18 protein-coding genes and 1 tRNA gene are annotated in these 17511 nt (G+C 57.2%); 9 read left to right on the forward strand and 10 right to left on the reverse strand.

Translation table 11 applies throughout. The annotated features are described in order from the left end of the window. Positions 1-42: 42 nt before the first annotated feature. Positions 43-291, reverse strand: coding sequence for a helix-turn-helix domain-containing protein (locus tag ACX3VQ_RS09475; RefSeq protein ID WP_462580815.1), 249 nt, complete (start codon positions 289-291; stop codon positions 43-45). Positions 292-555: 264 nt separating this feature from the next. Here ACX3VQ_RS09475 and ACX3VQ_RS09480 point away from each other — a divergent pair, with 264 nt between their 5' ends. The 5 genes from ACX3VQ_RS09480 (at position 556) to ACX3VQ_RS09500 (ending at position 3766) form a co-directional block, all read left to right on the forward strand. Further along, entirely contained in the window at positions 556-834 is a 279-nt protein-coding gene (locus ACX3VQ_RS09480) for a DUF3489 domain-containing protein (RefSeq protein WP_462580817.1), read from the forward strand. Beyond that, the gene (locus tag ACX3VQ_RS09485) at positions 834-1268 is read left to right on the forward strand and encodes a DUF2924 domain-containing protein (RefSeq protein WP_462580818.1); all 435 of its coding nucleotides are present in this window, start codon (positions 834-836) and stop codon (positions 1266-1268) included. The genes ACX3VQ_RS09480 and ACX3VQ_RS09485 overlap by 1 nt, the downstream gene beginning before the upstream one ends. Beyond that, positions 1265-2380, forward strand: a complete 1116-nt coding sequence (locus tag ACX3VQ_RS09490) for a recombinase family protein (protein WP_462580819.1) — start codon at positions 1265-1267, stop codon at positions 2378-2380. The genes ACX3VQ_RS09485 and ACX3VQ_RS09490 overlap by 4 nt, the downstream gene beginning before the upstream one ends. 171 nt (positions 2381-2551) lie before the next feature. Continuing rightward, positions 2552-2959 (forward strand): hypothetical protein, encoded by a 408-nt coding sequence (locus tag ACX3VQ_RS09495; protein WP_462580821.1) that lies wholly within the window; start codon positions 2552-2554, stop codon positions 2957-2959. Positions 2960-3280: 321 nt separating this feature from the next. Next, entirely contained in the window at positions 3281-3766 is a 486-nt protein-coding gene (locus tag ACX3VQ_RS09500) for a YybH family protein (RefSeq protein WP_462580822.1), read from the forward strand. Between the two features lie 154 nt (positions 3767-3920). Here the strand turns inward: ACX3VQ_RS09500 and ACX3VQ_RS09505 are convergent, their stop codons facing one another. From ACX3VQ_RS09505 to ACX3VQ_RS09515, 3 genes are read right to left on the reverse strand one after another with little or no spacing between them, the layout of a single operon-like run. After that, the gene (locus tag ACX3VQ_RS09505) at positions 3921-4835 is read right to left on the reverse strand and encodes a hypothetical protein (RefSeq protein ID WP_462580824.1); all 915 of its coding nucleotides are present in this window, start codon (positions 4833-4835) and stop codon (positions 3921-3923) included. 36 nt (positions 4836-4871) lie between these two features. After that, the gene (locus ACX3VQ_RS09510; protein ID WP_462580826.1) at positions 4872-5546 is read right to left on the reverse strand and encodes a YybH family protein; all 675 of its coding nucleotides are present in this window, start codon (positions 5544-5546) and stop codon (positions 4872-4874) included. After that, the gene (locus ACX3VQ_RS09515; RefSeq protein ID WP_462580828.1) at positions 5533-6573 is read right to left on the reverse strand and encodes a proline iminopeptidase-family hydrolase; all 1041 of its coding nucleotides are present in this window, start codon (positions 6571-6573) and stop codon (positions 5533-5535) included. The genes ACX3VQ_RS09510 and ACX3VQ_RS09515 overlap by 14 nt, the downstream gene beginning before the upstream one ends. A 444-nt stretch (positions 6574-7017) precedes the next feature. Between ACX3VQ_RS09515 and ACX3VQ_RS09520 the strand changes: the two genes are divergently transcribed. The 3 genes from ACX3VQ_RS09520 to ACX3VQ_RS09530 all read left to right on the forward strand — a co-directional run bounded on the left by ACX3VQ_RS09520 (position 7018) and on the right by ACX3VQ_RS09530 (position 10505). Then, complete coding sequence (locus ACX3VQ_RS09520) at positions 7018-8493, forward strand: DUF418 domain-containing protein (protein WP_462580829.1); 1476 nt, start codon at positions 7018-7020, stop codon at positions 8491-8493. A 226-nt stretch (positions 8494-8719) separates the two neighbouring features. Then, positions 8720-9898 carry an acyltransferase gene (locus ACX3VQ_RS09525; RefSeq protein ID WP_462580830.1) on the forward strand — a complete coding sequence of 393 codons (1179 nt, stop codon included), beginning with the start codon at positions 8720-8722 and terminating at the stop codon, positions 9896-9898. 241 nt (positions 9899-10139) lie between these two features. Continuing rightward, positions 10140-10505, forward strand: a complete 366-nt coding sequence (locus ACX3VQ_RS09530; protein WP_462580831.1) for a cupin domain-containing protein — start codon at positions 10140-10142, stop codon at positions 10503-10505. 81 nt (positions 10506-10586) lie between these two features. Here ACX3VQ_RS09530 and ACX3VQ_RS09535 read toward each other — a convergent pair whose 3' ends face one another. Together ACX3VQ_RS09535 and ACX3VQ_RS09540 are read right to left on the reverse strand one after the other, a co-directional pair. Further along, entirely contained in the window at positions 10587-11474 is an 888-nt protein-coding gene (locus ACX3VQ_RS09535; RefSeq protein ID WP_462580832.1) for a fatty acid desaturase, read from the reverse strand. Positions 11475-11848: 374 nt separating this feature from the next. Next, positions 11849-12481 (reverse strand): tyrosine-type recombinase/integrase, encoded by a 633-nt coding sequence (locus ACX3VQ_RS09540; RefSeq protein WP_462580834.1) that lies wholly within the window; start codon positions 12479-12481, stop codon positions 11849-11851. Between the two features lie 286 nt (positions 12482-12767). On the opposite strand from ACX3VQ_RS09540, the gene ACX3VQ_RS09545 reads away from it, so the two are divergent. After that, entirely contained in the window at positions 12768-13328 is a 561-nt protein-coding gene (locus tag ACX3VQ_RS09545) for a hypothetical protein (protein ID WP_462580835.1), read from the forward strand. Between the two features lie 23 nt (positions 13329-13351). Here the strand turns inward: ACX3VQ_RS09545 and terL are convergent, their stop codons facing one another. From terL to ACX3VQ_RS09565, 4 genes are all read right to left on the reverse strand, one after another. Next, positions 13352-14788 (reverse strand): phage terminase large subunit, encoded by a 1437-nt coding sequence (gene terL, locus ACX3VQ_RS09550; protein ID WP_462580838.1) that lies wholly within the window; start codon positions 14786-14788, stop codon positions 13352-13354. Between the two features lie 43 nt (positions 14789-14831). After that, a complete protein-coding gene (locus ACX3VQ_RS09555) occupies positions 14832-15290 on the reverse strand; it encodes a DUF5681 domain-containing protein (RefSeq protein ID WP_462580840.1) in 459 nt (152 codons plus the stop codon). Beyond that, positions 15283-16713: a DNA modification methylase gene (locus ACX3VQ_RS09560; RefSeq protein ID WP_462580842.1), complete on the reverse strand. Its 1431-nt coding sequence runs from the start codon at positions 16711-16713 to the stop codon at positions 15283-15285. The genes ACX3VQ_RS09555 and ACX3VQ_RS09560 overlap by 8 nt, the downstream gene beginning before the upstream one ends. A 550-nt stretch (positions 16714-17263) precedes the next feature. Beyond that, positions 17264-17353, reverse strand: a tRNA-Ser gene (locus ACX3VQ_RS09565). Between the last annotated feature and the right edge of the window lie 158 nt (positions 17354-17511).

The raw sequence follows: 17511 nt of genomic DNA on the forward strand, positions 1-17511 counted from the left end.
CGCGAATTCAGCTCGGCGGCCCACTTCACATAGATCGCTTTATCATTCTTCAAGCCAGACGCCGCCAACCTGCTCTAACGCTCTTGCGCCAATGAATGTCGCACCTTGCGTTTCGAGCGCTGCCAGGATCTGTTTTTTCGCGTAGTCGCTGATCGGCTCGCCGCGCTCAAAGCGACGCAGTGTCGAGACGCTGATACTTGCCGCTGATGCGAGCTCTTCCTGGGTGAGATCAAGCAAGGTTCGGGCATCGCGGCAGGCTGAGGCCGATAGCTCCTGTGGCTCCATGGTCATGAAGTGCCCCCGGTTTCAGATCCTGACCCTATCTGATTTCAACTCCGAAAAAGCACAAGAGGGTAGAGTTCGCAAATGATGCGCAGATTGCTGCTTTCCCGAGCCGTTCACGCACATTCCATTGGACTTAGCCCGCCAAGCAAGCATTGCTGTCGCTACTGAATCGCGGCCCTGATGATGGTCGCTGCCCCAACGCCAAGCGCGTGCCGGGGCCTTGGGTGGTGGAAGCAGCAATTACGCTGCTCCGGAACAAGGAACACTGCCATGACCGCAAAGACAAAGTCAAAGCAAGAAACTGCAACAATCGCCGCAGCCGCACCCAAACAGGAGGCGTCAGCACCTCGCCCCGCCAGCAAGATCGAACAGGTCATTGCCATGCTCGGGCGCAAACAAGGCGCCACGCTGGCCGAGATGACCGGTGCGACAGGCTGGCAGCCGCATTCGGCACGCGCTGTCCTGACCGGCCTCAGGAAGAAGGGCCACACGATCGTGAAGTCAAGGCGCGATGACGTCACCTGCTACCGGATCGCGGAAACGGATTGATGACGCAACGAGGCAAATGCGATCTCGAGCATGAACTGGCTGCGCTGGAGGCGATGCCTCTGGCGCAGCTGCGGGCGAGATGGACCGACCTTACGGGTCGGCCAGTCCCGCGTGTAAGCGCCGCACTGCTGCGCCTGGCGCTGGCATGGGAGGTGCAAGCCGCGGTCCATGGAGGCCTGTCACGACAGGTGCAGCAGACACTCGATCAGCTCGCAGCGGGCAAGACCAAGACCCGCAGGCACGAACCCGGCATGCGGTTGATGCGCGAATGGAATGGCGTGCTGCATGTGGTCACTATCGGAGATGATGGTGCGATCTGCTGGAACGACAGGACATGGAACTCGCTTAGCAGCCTCGCCCGGGCAATCACCGGCACACGCTGGTCAGGCCCTGCCTTCTTCGGACTCAAACAGCATAAGAAGAAGGCAGCATGAGCAAAATCATCCGCTGTGCAATCTACACCCGCAAGTCATCCGAAGAAGGTCTCGAGCAGGACTTCAACTCGCTCGATGCCCAGCGCGAGGCCTGCGGCGCCTATGTTCTAAGCCAGGTATCGGAAGGCTGGAAACTCCTCCCCGATTTCTATGACGATGGCGGTATCTCGGGCGGTACGCTTGAGCGCCCTGCCCTCCAGCGCCTCTTGGCAGACGTGAAGGAAGGCAGGATCGACATCATCGTCGTCTACAAGGTCGACCGGTTGACGCGTTCGCTCTTGGATTTTGCCAAGCTGGTCGAGGCGTTCGATGAAGCAGGGGTCAGCTTTGTCTCGGTTACCCAGTCGTTCAATACCACCACCAGCATGGGAAGGTTGACCTTGAACATGCTGCTGAGCTTCGCGCAGTTCGAGCGCGAAGTCACTGCCGAGCGTATTCGCGACAAGATTGCCGCCTCCAAGGCCAAGGGCATGTGGATGGGAGGCACCCCGCCGCTGGGCTATGAGCCTGATGGGCGCAGCCTCAGGATTGCCGAGGAGCATGCCGCAATCGTTCGCGACATCTTCGCGCGCTATCGCCGGCTAGGCAATGTGAGGCTCGTGGCAGAAGAGCTGGTACGCGAAGGGATCAGAACACCTAGGCGCCAGACTGCCACTGGCAAGAGCTATGGCGGCTGCGCCTTCACCCGCGGCAAGCTCTATCATCTCCTGAGGAATCCGATCTACGCAGGAGACATCGCGCACAAGGGAAAGGTCTATCCCGGCAATCATCCCGCAATCATACCGCGCGAAGAGTGGGAGGCGGTTCAGCAGCAGCTGACGGAGAATGTCCGCGGCATACGCACGGCGCGCGAGGCCAGCACCGCCCTCCTTGCAGGTAAGCTGTTCGATAGCGGTGGAGAGCCACTGATCCCGGTACATACCAGCAAGCCCTGCGCCAAAGGAGATACAACTACCCGCAGGCGGTATCGCTACTATGTCTCAAAGTCTGCGCATCACGATGCCGCAAGTTCAATGCACGACAGCATGCGGATACCTGCCAAGGAGATCGAGCAGGCCGTCGCCAGCGAACTGGCGAAGGCACTCGCTGACCCGCTCGCCCTCGCCCAGTAACTGAAGATCGACATCGCGCCCGCCCAATATGCCAGGGTATCCAGCAGGCTCGAGCAATTGCGGGGCGAGCTTGGTCACCTCCGTCGCTCTTCGATCAAGCCCCTCGTCAATCGGGTGACGATCCATCCCCATCGGCTTGAGCTTATTATCTCGGCCCAGGCGCTCGCTGAAATGCTCGAGCTGCACCTTGGCTCCGATCCGCCAGCGACGATCAAACACATGGCAAACGTTCGGCTGACCCGCTCGGGGCAATCACTCAGGCTGGTGGATGACAGCGGAATCTTGGCTGGATCACGCAGCACAGACCCGACGCTCCTGAGGCTACTGGCTCAGGCGCATCAATGGTGGGGTATTCTCTCGCGCGGCGAGGTCGACGCCACCCGGCTCGCAATCAAGGAAGGCGTAAGTGTGTCCTGGATCACTCGCGTCGCTCGGCTTGCCTTTCTCTCGCCGCAAGTGCTCGAAGCGATCCTGGCAGGCAAAGCGCCCGCTGCTCTCGATGCCAAGGCGCTACTGGCGACGGGTGCGATTGCGCCCCACTGGAGCGAGCAAGCACGCAGGATGCTAGCGCAAAAGTAGAGCCGGCATGCCAGCAACTGCGCCATCGCGGTCACGCGATTTTAACGACACCCCTTCTCCGGTTCGTCACAATCACAACCTAGGCAGATATCGCGACCCGAAGGGCTCGGACATTCTGATCCCTCTCCTGATGCCCCGCCGCCTCCAAGGCGTGCGGGGCCTTTCTTTGGCAGAAACTGGGCCGTTAGCGGAATGTCTGCAATGCGGCTCCGGTATGAGCAAAGCAGACATTCGGTTTCCGACCCACTTACTGACATGGCGTTGATCGGCTAACGTCAGCAAACCGGAGTTCGTATTCGGGGGACTTCAAGGGGAAAGCGCATGATCTACCGATTGGCAATTTGGGCTGCACTTGCAGTGATGGTCTGTGCAAGCTCTCCCTCAAATGCCCAGGCCCGCGAGGTTGACCATACGAATGCAGTCGTCGATGCCTCAAGGGCAATCGTGTCAGCGTTCGGGCGAGATGATCCAGAGGCCTATTTCAAGCTTTTCGCATCCGACGCGACGTTCATCTTTCATACGACGCAACGGCGTCTCGAGGATCGTCGAGCTTATGAGCTTGAGTGGGCGACATGGCGGCGCGATCTTGGGTTCCGTGTGCGCTCCTGCAAGAGTTCAAACCAGCGCGTCCAACTGTTCGGTGCAGTAGCGATCTTGTCCCATGACGTCCGGACGGAAATCACCACTAATGACGGCGATGCGATCTTGATGGAACGTGAGACAATCGTCTTCCACAGGCGTGGCGATCGATGGGTTGCAGTTCACGAGCATCTATCTCCCCTCCCTCCAGAGACGGCTAGCAGCTGACCAAGGTCCATTTCCATTCTCCGCTTTCCCACACCCAGTAGCGGCCTTGAGAGCGGCAAACAGGCCGCTTTGACAGGCTATCAGCTGAAAGCGGTTGGTCAGCTAACGACCCAATTGCGGACGTTTGTTTGTAAGGTCAGTGCCTGGCCGATTGTCACACTGCCGGTACTATCTCGTTGTCGACTTTCCGGCGCGAACCCGCCGCCCATCCATGCCAACTGATGCCTATGCTCGCTATGCCAGTCACCACGAGAAGAAGAGACAAGTCGATTTTAGCGACGGACGCAAAGATCGGGGCCCAACCGGGCAGCCTGCCGACCGTAAGGTAAAGAATCGCCTGCGCAGCAATGATTGCCGCGACGAGCAGAAATGGCCGGCCATGTTTTGGTGCCTGCCAATAAAGTGCGATCGCAATAGCGAAGGCACCAAGATTGCCGATGGCGAATGGGTAGTCGAAGGCCACTTCATCATCGCCAAAGCCGGGCACATAACCAACGAGTAGCCGCCAGAATACCGGCGCAACAACGAACATCACTGTTGCCAACATATAGCGCGAATGGAGTTGTACCTTGTGGCGATAAGTCAACCCACCCCAGAACATGACCGCGTAACCAATATTGGCCAGCGGATCAAAGAAGCCGAACTGAGCGATGCCCACGTTCTCCGGGGCACTCAGTCCGCCCGCAAGCGTGGTCGCTTCGACATGGATAACCCACATTCCGGCAATCAGAAAAAAAGGGAAAAGCGCGAACACCGCAAGGCCCGCGGTGCGGTGCAGCGACCAGCGGTCATGATGGATCGACCACGCCTGCAGTGCCGCGAGGATCGTCCAAAGCACTGCGCTGGCAGCGTGCGCGTGATGAGCCAACAAAGCTCCCGAATGCTTACTGAGATAGCTAGGCCAGAACGCTACAAATGTAAGCGCGAGCAACGCCAACACAAAAAGCCAAGCCTTTTTATACGGCATCGCCCCCTCCGACTGGTTCAAAAAGCATTCCCACGAGCGAGGAAGCTTAGCAAGAACGATGTTCGCAAACTGATCGGGCGGTATCGTCCGCTTTTCACCCAATTGCGGACATTGGCGATCAGCGAGCGTTATACCGGGTCAGCCTCCCCCGGCGGGCAGGTCGCTGTTGATTATGTCTGCGGCGGCTTTCCATTCGCCACCAACCTTCCGCCAGACGACTACATACTTTCCTGTGTCGACCTGTTCCGTGCCTTCGGGCGCAACAGTCAGTCTATATGTCCCACGATCGAGAGCCATGTCGCCTGACGATGACACAACTATCTGCTCCGGAGCGAACGTGAGTTCAAAGCCTGGCGTGTTCATCATCGCCGCCCAGTTCTGCTCAATCGCTGTCCGGCCTATTCCGATGGCCGCATTAGGCGGCATAAAGGCACCGTCTTCGGTATACATCTGGGCAATGGCAGCCGAATCCTTCGACTTGATCAGTTCGAGCCATCGAGCGACCTGGCTGCGGATAGCATCCTCGTCGGCGGAATTGGCAACGCTAGCAGCAGCCTCTGAGGATGTGCTGTTCGCATCCTCTTCTTGGGTGTCACATGATGAGATTAGCAACGCGGTCGCAGCAAGAAGCATAAGGCGTACGGTCATAGCATACCTCCCAAATTGCGTGTCTTTCATAAACCCGAATTGAAGCCTCAGCAACGGAAGACCGCGAGACCGGTCACGGCTTGCGATCTCGCCGCTGACGTCCAGGGCAGTGATCGCTTTCGACCCATATGCGGACATACGACCAGCAATATCAGCGCGCTTCATCCACCCGTTTCAGGAAATCGCTTACGACCTTCGCATAGGCCTCGGGCTCGTCCGCCATGGTCATGTGCGCGCTGTTTTCCATGATCGCGATTTCGGAACCCGGAGTGAGGCTGTGGTAGTGCTCTAGAGATTCCGGAGTGGCTTCGTCAAAGCGCCCGGCGGTCCAAAGAATCGGCACCTTGATTTGCGGCAGGAAATCCTCGCGCTCGAAGGACTTGAGCGTTCCAGTCGCGCTGAATTCGCTCGGCCCCCACATATAGCCGTAGACGTCACCGTTGAGGTCTTCGAAGGTCTCCACCAGGTAATCCGGCCAAGGATCGGAAACCGATAGGTGCCGCTGATAATATTCCATCATCGCAGCCTGGTATTCCTCTGAATCGGTTGTTCCCTCCGCTTCATGGCGGCTGATTGAGTCCTGCATCTCCTGCGGTAGGCCTAGGATCAGGCGGTCGGCATCGGACTCCCAGCGCGAAGTACTGGGAACAGGGCTCGCCATCACCAGGCTTTTGACCCCCGCGGGATTTGTACGCATGTATTCGATCGCGAGCATTGAGCCCCAGGAATGGCCGTACAGGTGGACATTCCGGAGGTGCAAAGCCGTACGCAATTGTCCGAGCTCCTTGACGAAGCGCTCGGTCGTCCACAGCGATTGGTCCTTTGGGCGATCCGATTTGCCCGAGCCGAGTTGGTCGTAAAAAATCACCGGACGATCGACAGCAAGCCGCTCTAGCTCCTTAAGATAATGGCTCGAGGCACCGGGCCCTCCGTGCATCAGGATCACAGGAGTAGCGTCTCCAGAGCCTACGATCCGATACCAGATTTTGCCCCCATCAACTTCGACATAACCTTCGCGCGGGCTTAGGCCGTGGTTGGATGAGCAAGCGACCAAAATAAGGCACAGCAACAGGCCAAGAATCTTGCGCATCAATTTTCTCCCCCTGTTTTTAAGAGGAATACCATGAACGTCGCCCTTGGCGAAATAGTCCGAGTTCGAACTGAAGGCCGACAGGCCGCTTTCCTTGCTCACTAGCTAAAAGCGGACCACCCGCTAACGACCCAATTGTAGACATTCGAGCCGGTGCAATTCAGGTTTAGCCGAAAATCACTTGGGCCCGTCACGATCGGCGATGTTTACCTCGCCGTATCTAATTTTGACTAACCCGCGGTTGCGCAATTCGCGAAGATAAATGTTGGGCGCGTTGCGTGAGCAGTCTGACAGCAGGACCAATTGAGCCTGCGAGATCTACACCTCCTATGCGCCCCGGCAGTTTACGCCCAGTTGCGCCAGCAGCAGCACAAGGTTCGCCACTCGGCTGACCCTGCGCGGCAAGGCCGAGCTTGTGCGCGCTGACGTAAACCTGGGCGAACCGGAAAGCACGAAGGTATTCCAAATGTCGCAGGGTGGGTAAGAGGTTCTGCGTATGCCAATGAAGTACTCCAGTGGCAGGGGTTGGCGCGTCGCCCGTCGAGAATGTTGCGCTCATCTTTCTTTATGCGTAGGTCTTGGAAGCCACGCCGTTGGACCGGGGAGACGTGGCGGGGCAATGGGGTCGCGGCCTATCCTGCCTCGGGGACTGGGGACCCTATGACTACGCTTGTTAGTGGCGCGATTGGAAGTACGCCTGTCGCTAAGGTGGATCGCATAGATTCGCTGGATATCCTGCGCGGGATCGCCGTTTTCGGCATCCTCATGATGAACATTTCAGCGTTCGGTTTAATCTTCCAAGGCTATTATAATCCCTATGCCTCGGGCGGCACGAGCGATCTAAACCTGCTGGCATTTCAGGTTATGAATGTCGGCTTCGAAGGCACTATGCGTGGTATCTTCTCCATGCTTTTCGGCGCCGGCATCGTGCTCATGACGGAACGGATGGAGCAAGCGGGGGCGGGATTGACGACCGCCGAAATTCATTTCCGTCGCATGACGTGGCTGATGATCTTCGGGATCATTCACTGGACGCTGCTGCTCTGGACCGGCGAAATCCTGTTCGCCTATTCGATCTGCGGGTTCCTGCTCTTTGCCTTGCGCAAACTCCCAGCAAAGCTCCAATTGGGCATGGGGATCGCTGCTCTCTTCATTGCGGGTGCGATTTACAATCAGGAATACTACGAACTGGTCGAACTTGAAGGGCAGGTCGAAGCGGCCAACGCAATTGTGGCAGTCGGCGGGACGCTTGACGACCAGCAGACCATGGCGCTTGCGGCTTGGAACGCGAAAGCCCTCGAGACCGTGCCAACCCCCGAATCCACTGCAATGTTCGAAAGCTGGCACAATGGTTCCTATTGGGAAGCTGTTACCGGGCAATATTCCTTCAGCTATGATTTCCAGTGGACGCACGCGCCGTTTTGGTACTTCTTTGACATGATCCCGTTCATGCTCATCGGGATGGCGCTGCTGAAATGGAGGGTGCTGGCCGCACATTGGCCGGCAAAGTTCTATTTGGGCATGATGGTGGGCGGCTATGCGGTTGGTATCCCCCTTGGCCTGTACGAGTATGGAATTCTCGTTTCAGGCGATTTTGGGCCGGTTGCCAATGCGCAGGCGAACCAGACATACGAGATCAGTCGGCTGGCAATGGTTGCGGGCCATATCGGTCTTATCTTCGTGTTGATCAGGCTTGGCGTGTTCAAACTGCTCCAGCGTGGGCTTGCTTCAGCTGGGCAGATGGCGCTGACCAACTATCTGACGCAGACCATGATCTGCACAACCCTGTTCTACAGCTTTGGCTTTGGGCTTGGGCTTTACAACGAGTTGGCGCGGATCGAACTCTATACGATCTGGGCGGTAATCATTGCGGTCCAGACCTGCTGGAGCGTCCTGTGGCTCAGGTATTTCCGTTTCGGCCCGTTCGAGTGGCTGTGGCGCTCGCTCACCTATTGGCAGTTACAACCTATGCGCAAGGGACAGGACGGCCCGGTGCCCGGACAGATTCTCGGCGCTACCTAAGCGATTATCGCCAGTCGAGTGTGGTTCGGCGCGAACCGGAAAAGTGGGGAACGACGGTTCGCGATCAAGAAATGAGATTCAATTCGAAATACTCGAATGTCCGCTTCCCACCCCACTCCCAGACGTTCGAACTGGAAAAGCTGTCCCCCGAAAGCCGACCGGCAGCTAACGACAACTTAGCGGATGTTGCGCCACAACTGTGAAAGTCACTGCCAGATAAACATCTATGAACATCGCTTATTGCTGCTACTCAGATCGCAGTGATGCTGGGGGGCTGACATTGGGCAAAAGTGAAGTAGCGCGAGCGGGTGGCCTCAAAGGGCAGGCCGCCAGCCGATTTATCGGCCATTTGCATGCGTTTAGGGGAGTGGCGATCATGTTGATCGTACTCGTGCACGTCGCAGGGACTACAATGTATCGCCTCGGCACCGACCCCGATATGTCAGATTATATGATGCTGTTTGCGGTCTTTGAGACCATTGCTCATAACGGAACCATCTTCTTTGCGCTCATTTCGGGCCTTCTTTATTCCACAGTCCTGGCAGGGCGCACATGGTACAATTTCTTTCGGGGCAAGGCGCTGAATGTGGTCTTCCCTTATGTGCTTATTAGCCTGATTTTTACGTACGTTGCATTTTCGGATTTTGAAGGCATCCAATTATTCACTGGGAGCATGAATCAGTATTTTCGAGAAGCGATGCACAATATTTTCGTTGGTAGCGCGTCGTTTCATTTTTGGTACATCCCGGTTCTAATTGGCCTCTTCGCCCTAACCCCGTTGATCGACTGGATCGTGGCTCAATCATGGGGCACTTGGCTAATAGCGGCTGCAATGGTGGTTCCATTGTTCCTTAGCCGCACCTTTCCTGACAATTCACCGCAAAACGTGGTCGTCTTCATGGCTCCTTACGCTTTCGGAATTTGGCTTGGCGCGGATTATGACAACCGAATGGCGCAGCTGCGCCTCTACCTTTTGCCACTGATCGCTGTCGTCGTTGTCTCCAGCATCGCAACGACATTGATATTCGAAGCATATGTGGGTCCGCTCGTGATCGCCGGTGAGCAATGGGAAGGACCGATAAATTGGTATGAAAGCATTTCCTACATTCAGAAAATGACGCTTGCCTGCATAGTGCTACTATGGCTGAAAGCGCATGAAAGCTGGCAACCACGCTGGCTGGAAATGTTGGCGACATACGCTTTTGCGATCTATTTTCTTCACGTGGCAGTATTTGTAGTCGTGATCGAAGCACTGATCGGGCTTGGCGTCACAATCACTCCGGTTTGGATGCACGTTATAACCGTGCCGGTCATCTGGATTGCAGTCCTAGCCATTTCACTTGGAGTAGCGGTTCTTGTTCGAAGACTTACGGGCAAAAGGTCCCGAATGATAATCGGGGCCTGACCGCTGGCCGACAACGACTTATGGCTGCTCCCCACCCATAAGCGGGCTAATTGCAGGCTAGAGTGACGGGCCAGGAGCGGACAGGCAACTTTACTGTCTCGTCAGATAAAAGCGGACCGGCTGGCAACGACCGACCAGCCACCGTTCGGCTGCAAGATTTCAAGCATTCTTCATGAAATCTTCAAGCTTGCCCGGACGACATCTGGTAGCTCTTCAGCATCAGAAGAAGAGGAGACACGATATGTCAAATAGCATTGAAGTTCTGCGCTTCGAGAATCCCGACGAACAGCTCGATATGAAGCACGCTGGTGGCATTTCAATCATCAACACTGGCTTGGGTCATACGGGAATGCACGCGATCTTCGAACCAGGCTGGACTTGGGAAAAGGACGAAAAGCCCCTTTTGGGATCACCGGATACCTGTCCGATGCATCACACTGGCTACTGCATCAACGGCGTCCTGAATGTTCGCATGGTTGAGACTGGTGTTGAGACAAGGATCAAACCTGGCGACTTCTTTGAAATTCCACCGGGCCATGATGCCTATGTCGAAGGCCAAGAGCGAGTCGAACTAATCCTATTTGCTTCCTCAGAGCATAGCCACTGAGGTTTCGTCGCTGCCAGTCTGGATGAAGGAATGTCAGCCTTCCACCCAATTGCGGACATTCGCCAGCCGCGAGGCTGGACGTTAGTTTTCTCCTAGTTGGCAGCCCCTCGCCTCGAGGATCGGCCGCATCTCTCGATAGGCCGATGGCGTATCAGTAAGTGGGATATAGGGGTGGAGGTGGTGCACGATGTGGTATTGCATCCCCATGGACCCGATATTGCCCAGCTTGGATTTCCAGCTTCGCGTGTCACGATAGCGACCCTGCTCATCCATGGGATGGTGCGGCGCCCATGACAGGAAGAAGAAGATGTAGGTCATGCCGATCTGGTAGGGGAGCCACCACAGAAACAGCGCCTCCAATGCCAGGCCGTTCCAGGCGATTATCCCCAGGACTACAACGAAAACGAGCCGATAGAGTATAACCAGCGCGATCAGGTCGTCGCGCCCGTTGCGAGCGAGGCTTCGAAGGTAATCTTGGCCGCGCGTGCCATTCGGTTGTCGATGTTTGACCGTTTCCCAGATCGCCGACCAGGGCCCCGGAGCGCGTGAGCTGATATCGCAATCGAGCTCGTCGTCATTCGTATGCCGATGATGGTCCATATGCGTCACGCGAAGGACATTGAAGGGATAGATGATCATCCAGGTTGTGGCGTGTCCGACCAGTTCGTTGAGCCATCGAAGCGGCTGCCCCTTACGGGCGATAATGTCGTGCTGGGCATCGTGAGTGGGAAGATAGACGAGAGTCATGTTGATTGTCGCGATAACGAAACCGAGCCACAGCGGGATCACATTCAGCAACACCAGCGGCCAGAGCGAAAGCCATACCGCCATGTTGCCGAACGCCCAGATAACGCATTCCCATGGGACGCGGCCTGCATATTTCTTCGCGACCTCGAGTTCGAGCCGACGCAAGTCTCTATCGCTTAGACCGGCAAGGTTAGCAGGCATTTCGCGGGCCTCGGCGCTCATATCCACCTCCCAGTTGCCTGAGCGATTAGACCCCAGCTACCGCCAACGATGAGTGCGAATGTAAGCGTCGACAGGCCAAAGGGAGGTGTCACTGCGAGCGCCTGCATACTTTGATCAATCACCGGGACCAGAAATGCAAACGCGAAAAATGCCGGCAAAAGTGCCGCTGCAAGCTTGAGTAAGTGCCCCATTTGCTGCCTCCCCAGACGGAACAATTACCACGGGGGAGCGTGCCGCGCAAAGCTTCCTGCTCAATCGGAAGCTCTTCACCCATGAATGGATCCTGCGGCTGCTGAACTGACTGACGGAGTCGTCTGTCCGCTTTCCACCCAAAAGCGGACGCCAGCCCATAGCGAGCTGGCGCCCAACAGTAGTCAGATTTCAGTCTTCTCGGCTAAGGTGAGGGCATCTTCTATGTCGACGCCCAGGTAGCGGACGGTATTCTCGATCTTGGAGTGCCCGAGCAGGATCTGAATCGCCCTGATGTTGCCTGTCGCTTTGTAGATGATCGAGGCTTTGGTTCTGCGAAGCGAATGGGTTCCGTATTCTTCCGGCCGCAAACCTATCGCATCAACCCACTCATCGACCAGTCGAGCATATTGGCGAGTGCTGAGATGTCGCGCGTGATCGATGCGGCTCGGAAAGACAAAGTCTTCGACTCCACCTGCTCGGCGTTCGAGCCAAGCGAACAAGCTGGCTCTGGCGTCTGATGCGATTTCAAATTGAACTGGTCGGCCGGTCTTTTGCTGAGTGATCGTCGCCCGCGTCCTGACTTCCGGGCCAACAACCAGGTCACCGATCTTAAGCGCGACAAGATCGCAGCCTTTCAACTTGCTGTCGATCGCCAAATCAAAGAGGGCTCGATCTCGAATACGTTTCTCGCGGTCGAGAAAGAACCGGATCGCCCAGATCTGTTTCTGATTGAACGGACGCTTTGGGCCGATCTTGGCTCCAAAATTCCATGGCACACGGTTCTGCGCAGATGGGTCGTATTGAGAGTATGTCATCTTCATTCTCCTTGGCCGGAATGGCCGCAGAGAAGGTCCGCTTTTGGGAACTAAGAAATCGGAAGCCTACGTCTTGGATTGGGGCGCATTTCAGACATTGCGCAGATACTTGGCCTGATTGGTCACTTTCCATTGGACTTCAGCTGCAAAGCAAGCATTGCTGTTCATGCCGGACGACTGAGGATTGATGCCTCGATCAAGGCGCCCCGAATGCTAACTCACGCGATATTCGGGGCTTTGGGTGGTGGGACCAGCATGGTGCTGCGCTAATTCAAGGAGACCACCCATGAGCAATATTTCCAGATCCCCAGGACCCCCAGAGAAGCGAAACGAGGCTCCTTCTCCTGTCCGCCCAGAGCGCTTTGCCTGGAGCGATGGAGAATCCCTGCTGATCTTTACCAGTTCCTCCGCATCCAAGATCTGGCGGCTTTTTGCCGACGAAACCCAGAGCGGAGATAGTGGGCCCTACATCCTGGTTGGTGGCCGTTACTATCCACGCATTCAGAACGTTCCGGACGCGCTCGAAGCTGCGCAAAGCGCGCGGGTTGATCGCTTCGTAATTATCGAGCGATCCTCCAAGCACTTCATGCAGTGCCTGTGCCAGGGGGATCGTTGGATACTCGAGAAACAGGAAGGCAGCAAGGACGCGCATTTCCGGGCGATGCTTCAATCTGCCGATGCGGCCGCAATGACTGGAGACGATCCGCTGATATCAAGGATCTTCTCAGCAAAGCAGCAACCCTCCTACTTCCTGACCTTCGCGCTCGTGTGCGAGGCGATGCAGCGCTACTTCAATGGCGAGCCAGAGCCTCACTGGCTTGGATGGGAGCGTATCGACATCCCATGAGGCCCTCAAGCTGACAGTGATGGCTATCGGCGGCTACCCGGCTCGAACGGCAACCCTTGAGGCCGACGATCGCCCCTTGGCCGCGTTCCTGCAGGCCGCTCAGCGGCCATCTCCTGGCGCAGCCGGCGCTGGAACCACTGAAGCGCCTGGCTGGTGCTGTCGACCTGGTCATCGTGACGCGTATTGGGAAAGCCGAGCAGTTCCTGCTGATAGGTCGCAAGCCAGGGTGCCTCACGGGGGAAGAGCACCTTGCCCGTCTCGAACAGCACCGCCCGGGCCTGCATGCGCTCGATCTTGGCCAGCCTGGGTTTGACGATGCTCGGCCGGCACAGCCTCGAGCTGCTGCGCAGCGACTGCGCGATCGCCCGGCCCAGGTCACCATCCTCGATCAGCGTCAGGTCGCTGCCATAGGCGCAATGCGTGTCCTCGATGAGGTGCGTCAGCTCTGGGCTTTCCATCTTCATGCGGATCACGTCACGCAGATAGATTTGGCCACGGTGCAAGCCCCACACAGTACCCACCGACCAGTCGCTATTCTCACCCAGCGTCGATGCGGTGTCCCAGCTCACGAGCGCGGTCTCGAACTCTCGCGGCTCCTCTTCGTAGTAGCGCAGCCAGTCGCGACGAATGACAATGCCATCGTCCGGCACAGGTTGCTGCTGGTATTGCGCACTAAAGGTGAGATCACCCATGATCCGCCTTTGCCGCTCATATTCGCGATGATCCATGCGATCGGGCTGGATCGGTTCGCCACTGGCGCGAAAGTGAATTCGGCCATTACCCAGGTCCCATCGTTCGTCCTCGATCGCAATCGCGGGTATCAGGATCTGGCGATACTCCTCCTGTTCGAGCAAGTGTCCTGCGAGGTCTTCCTCGTGCAGGCGCTGCATGACGCAGATGATCGCACTTTCCCTCGGATGATTGAGCCGGGTTGAGATGACATTATCCCAAGTACTGATGACCTTGTTGCGCGCAACGCTTGAGAAGATCTCCTGCCCCTTGTTGGGATCATCGAGAATGATGAAGTCTGCTCCGCGCCCTAGCATGCTGCCCTCGACAGACGTCGCAAGGCGAAAGCCACCCACCGTGGTTTGCCATTCGAGCTGGCGGTTATGGACCGGAAAGCGGCAGGCGGGAAAGGCTCGGCGGAACCATCCCGAACGCATTACGCGCTGGAACGACACCGCCTGGGCCTTGGCGACTTCCTGGCTGTAAGTGACGCACATGATCCGCCTTGTTGGATCATGACCGAGGATAAAGGCCGGCAAGGCTATGCTGGTAATGATCGTCTTGAGACCACGCGGCGGCAAGTTGATCATGAGGCGGAGGGTCTCCCCCCGCCTCACGTCTTCCAGCGCATTCGCCATCACCTCAATATGCCAGTTCTCCGTGTAGTCAGTCCCCGGCTCCAGCTCAGCCATCACTTGTGCCAGAAATGTCGGGAAGTCCTCGCGGATCATTGCGTTCGCGATCTCAAGCGGCAGGCTGACAAGTTCTGCAGCATCAGTCATTGCCATCCTCCTCGTTCTCAATTGTCCCGCCCTTACGGGTCAGGAAGCCGAGCACTGTTGCCAATGGAACCACGGCTTGCTCATCGCTGCCATCGCCCTTGAGAGAAGCATCATGCTTAAGCACTTTGTCGACCGCCTTTAGGTCGCCTTTTGCTGCCTTGTTGACTGTGGCCAAGACAATGAGTTCACGCTTGGTCAGCCTGATCGTCTTTCCCCCTTCCGTGATCTGGACCTCCTTATCGAGTTCAGCTTCGAAAAGTTTTTGAAACGAGCGCTCCTTGCGCGGACGCCCGTTGGGATTGCCCGACTGGCCTGGCTGGAAGCGGGTGTCCTTGGACGAACCATCCGCGCTTGACTTGCGCTTGGGTGTGTTGGCCTTCGCTGCGCGCTTGCGCTCGCGAACCGGCTTGCTGGCTGCCTTCTTGGCAGACTTGGGAGGTTGATCAGTCATTGCTCACCTCCTCCCGGTCAGCTTTTCCGGGTACAGCAAGAGCCACCCCGCGCTCTTCGGCGATCTCGCGCCAGCCCTTGCCGCTTTCGACATGCACGGCCTCCTGGCCGGTCTTGGCCTGCCAGCGCTCAATCGTCGCGTCGCAATAGCCAGGATCGATTTCGATCAGCCGGGCGTGCCTGCCGGTAAGCTCAGCCGCCATCAGCGTTGAGCCAGACCCACCGAAAGCATCGAGCACGATGCCTCCACGATGCGAACAGTCGCGCAGCGCATCGGCGATCAACGCAACCGGCTTCACGGTCGGGTGGAGGGCTAGTTCATCATCGCGGGATGCATGGAACGAGTTGTTACCCTGGTAGTCCCACACATTGGTACGATACCGGCCGGTCTCGCCCAGGCCGAAGTTGTTGATCGGCGATTCTTCCCCTGCCTGCCATACGTAAATGAGCTCGTGCTGCGAACGGTAGAAGCTACCCTGGCCGCCCATGCCCTTGTTCCACACCACCAGGTTGCGCAGCTGCGAATAGACCGCTTCGCCTGCATCGAGCATCTCGCGCTGGTGCTGCCAGTCCATGAACTGGTAATGGATTGCTCCATCGACGCTGTAGCGCGCCATGAGATCAAAGGATGTGCGCAGGAAGGTCGTGAACTCTTCTCGGCTCATCTCGCCTGACGCCATCGCGAACTCCTCGCGCTCCCGTCCAGAGATGTTTCGCATAGGCTGATTGTAGGGCGCGTCGCTGATCACAATCTGAGCGCGTTCTTCGCCCATCAGCGTGATGAAGCTCTGCACATCAAGCGCATCGCCGCAGTAGAGCCGGTGGTCTCCCAACTGCCAGATGTCCCCGGGGACACAAACCGGAGGGCGTGACGGAAGACCCGGGAGAGTATCCCCGGGTTCATCCGGCTCGATCAGCAGGTCATCGATCTCGCTCATCGTGAAGCCGGAAAGCTCGAGATTGAAGTCGAGGCCCAGATCGAGTTCGCTCAGTTCCTTGAACTCAAGCCGCAGCGCGTCTTCATCCCACTCACCCAGGTCAGCGATCTTCGTCTCGGCGATGGCGTAGAGCCGCAGCTGTTCCTGCGTGAGGTGCGTGATACAGATGACCGGAACCCGTTCGAGCCCCAGATCCCGAGCAGCCAGCCAGTTCCCGTATCCAAAGACGATCTGACCGTCGGTATCGACGATCATCGGAAGATTCAGTCCGTACGATCGCACCTTGGCGCGGTTTGCAGTATCTCGTCTTTTGTTTGCCCTGCGCAGCCGCCGGTTGGGCGGTGTCAGCTCATCGGTTGGCCGGTACTCAATAGCGAGTTCGAGTCCAACATTGGGGTCGTTGGGCCGGCTCGCTTCTATGGCTCGCGGCGAGGGTGTGTCTTGCAGGTCGAGCTTGCGCCTGCGGGTACGTATGGAGGTAGTCATCGGAAGATTCCTTCGGATGTCGGCAACCGGATGACACAGGGCTACGAGCCGCAATGCGGCTGAGCTCTTCATCCTGCTGCTCGACGGATCCGAATGATCCTCGTGCTGCTCACCTTTGCCTGCCTTTGGGGCCAGGTGCGACTCGGTTAGAGCATAATTCACCGAGCATCACAACCCATTGAATTATAGCCATTATTGACAAAGGATCGTACATATGGCTTGGCCAGATGTGCTCATCGACCTGTTATTCGGAAACAGGCGAAGCCCGCGCAATAAGCAACTCTCTGCTTCTCCAATAGAATCTGGGATCGGCAGCACCTGGGGGCGGTGAAAATTGCCCTGTTTTTGCGGGAATAACAGGGAATGCCTCCAAATCGCGCCAAATACCCAATCCGGTACCTCGCAAAAGGCGCACGGAGAAAACCGGCCATTAGGGCAGAAATTCTCTCTCCTGACCGCTCTTCGCACTACCGGTTCACACGCCAAACCCCGCAGAACTGCGCGGTTTTGTAGGCCAGCTTCTCACATGTCTGGGATAGGGAGGACTAGGTGGCGGAGAGGGTGGGATTCGAACCCACGATAGGGTTTCCCCTATACCGCATTTCGAGTGCGGCGCATTCGACCTCTCTGCCACCTCTCCGCATTCAGGGTGCGCTTGTCGGGCCAGTGGCCCCGGTCGAAGCGAGCGCGCCGGTTAGCCCAAGCCCTGCGCCTTGCCAAGCCCCAAATCGCGCCGAAACTGGGGACTTCGCACAGCACGCATCTTGTTTCGCAACTGCGAAAGCCCATATCCTGCTC

Source organism: Altererythrobacter chaiwopuensis, from assembly GCF_054957735.1.

Excerpts from the sequence above, each read along its gene's own strand:
- ACX3VQ_RS09535 (WP_462580832.1), bottom strand. The coding sequence starts at position 11,474 with ATGAGCGCCGAGGCCCGCGAAATGCCTGCTAACCTTGCCGGTCTAAGC.
- ACX3VQ_RS09545 (WP_462580835.1), top strand. The coding sequence starts at position 12,768 with ATGAGCAATATTTCCAGATCCCCAGGACCCCCAGAGAAGCGAAACGAG.
- ACX3VQ_RS09525 (WP_462580830.1), top strand. The coding sequence starts at position 8,720 with ATGAACATCGCTTATTGCTGCTACTCAGATCGCAGTGATGCTGGGGGG.
- ACX3VQ_RS09475 (WP_462580815.1), bottom strand. The coding sequence starts at position 291 with ATGACCATGGAGCCACAGGAGCTATCGGCCTCAGCCTGCCGCGATGCC.
- ACX3VQ_RS09520 (WP_462580829.1), top strand. The coding sequence starts at position 7,018 with ATGTTGCGCTCATCTTTCTTTATGCGTAGGTCTTGGAAGCCACGCCGT.
- ACX3VQ_RS09485 (WP_462580818.1), top strand. The coding sequence starts at position 834 with ATGACGCAACGAGGCAAATGCGATCTCGAGCATGAACTGGCTGCGCTG.
- ACX3VQ_RS09540 (WP_462580834.1), bottom strand. The coding sequence starts at position 12,481 with ATGACATACTCTCAATACGACCCATCTGCGCAGAACCGTGTGCCATGG.
- terL (WP_462580838.1), bottom strand. The coding sequence starts at position 14,788 with ATGATCCGCGAGGACTTCCCGACATTTCTGGCACAAGTGATGGCTGAG.
- ACX3VQ_RS09500 (WP_462580822.1), top strand. The coding sequence starts at position 3,281 with ATGATCTACCGATTGGCAATTTGGGCTGCACTTGCAGTGATGGTCTGT.
- ACX3VQ_RS09555 (WP_462580840.1), bottom strand. The coding sequence starts at position 15,290 with ATGACTGATCAACCTCCCAAGTCTGCCAAGAAGGCAGCCAGCAAGCCG.
- ACX3VQ_RS09530 (WP_462580831.1), top strand. The coding sequence starts at position 10,140 with ATGTCAAATAGCATTGAAGTTCTGCGCTTCGAGAATCCCGACGAACAG.
- ACX3VQ_RS09560 (WP_462580842.1), bottom strand. The coding sequence starts at position 16,713 with ATGACTACCTCCATACGTACCCGCAGGCGCAAGCTCGACCTGCAAGAC.
- ACX3VQ_RS09480 (WP_462580817.1), top strand. The coding sequence starts at position 556 with ATGACCGCAAAGACAAAGTCAAAGCAAGAAACTGCAACAATCGCCGCA.
- ACX3VQ_RS09490 (WP_462580819.1), top strand. The coding sequence starts at position 1,265 with ATGAGCAAAATCATCCGCTGTGCAATCTACACCCGCAAGTCATCCGAA.
- ACX3VQ_RS09510 (WP_462580826.1), bottom strand. The coding sequence starts at position 5,546 with ATGAAGCGCGCTGATATTGCTGGTCGTATGTCCGCATATGGGTCGAAA.
- ACX3VQ_RS09495 (WP_462580821.1), top strand. The coding sequence starts at position 2,552 with ATGCTCGAGCTGCACCTTGGCTCCGATCCGCCAGCGACGATCAAACAC.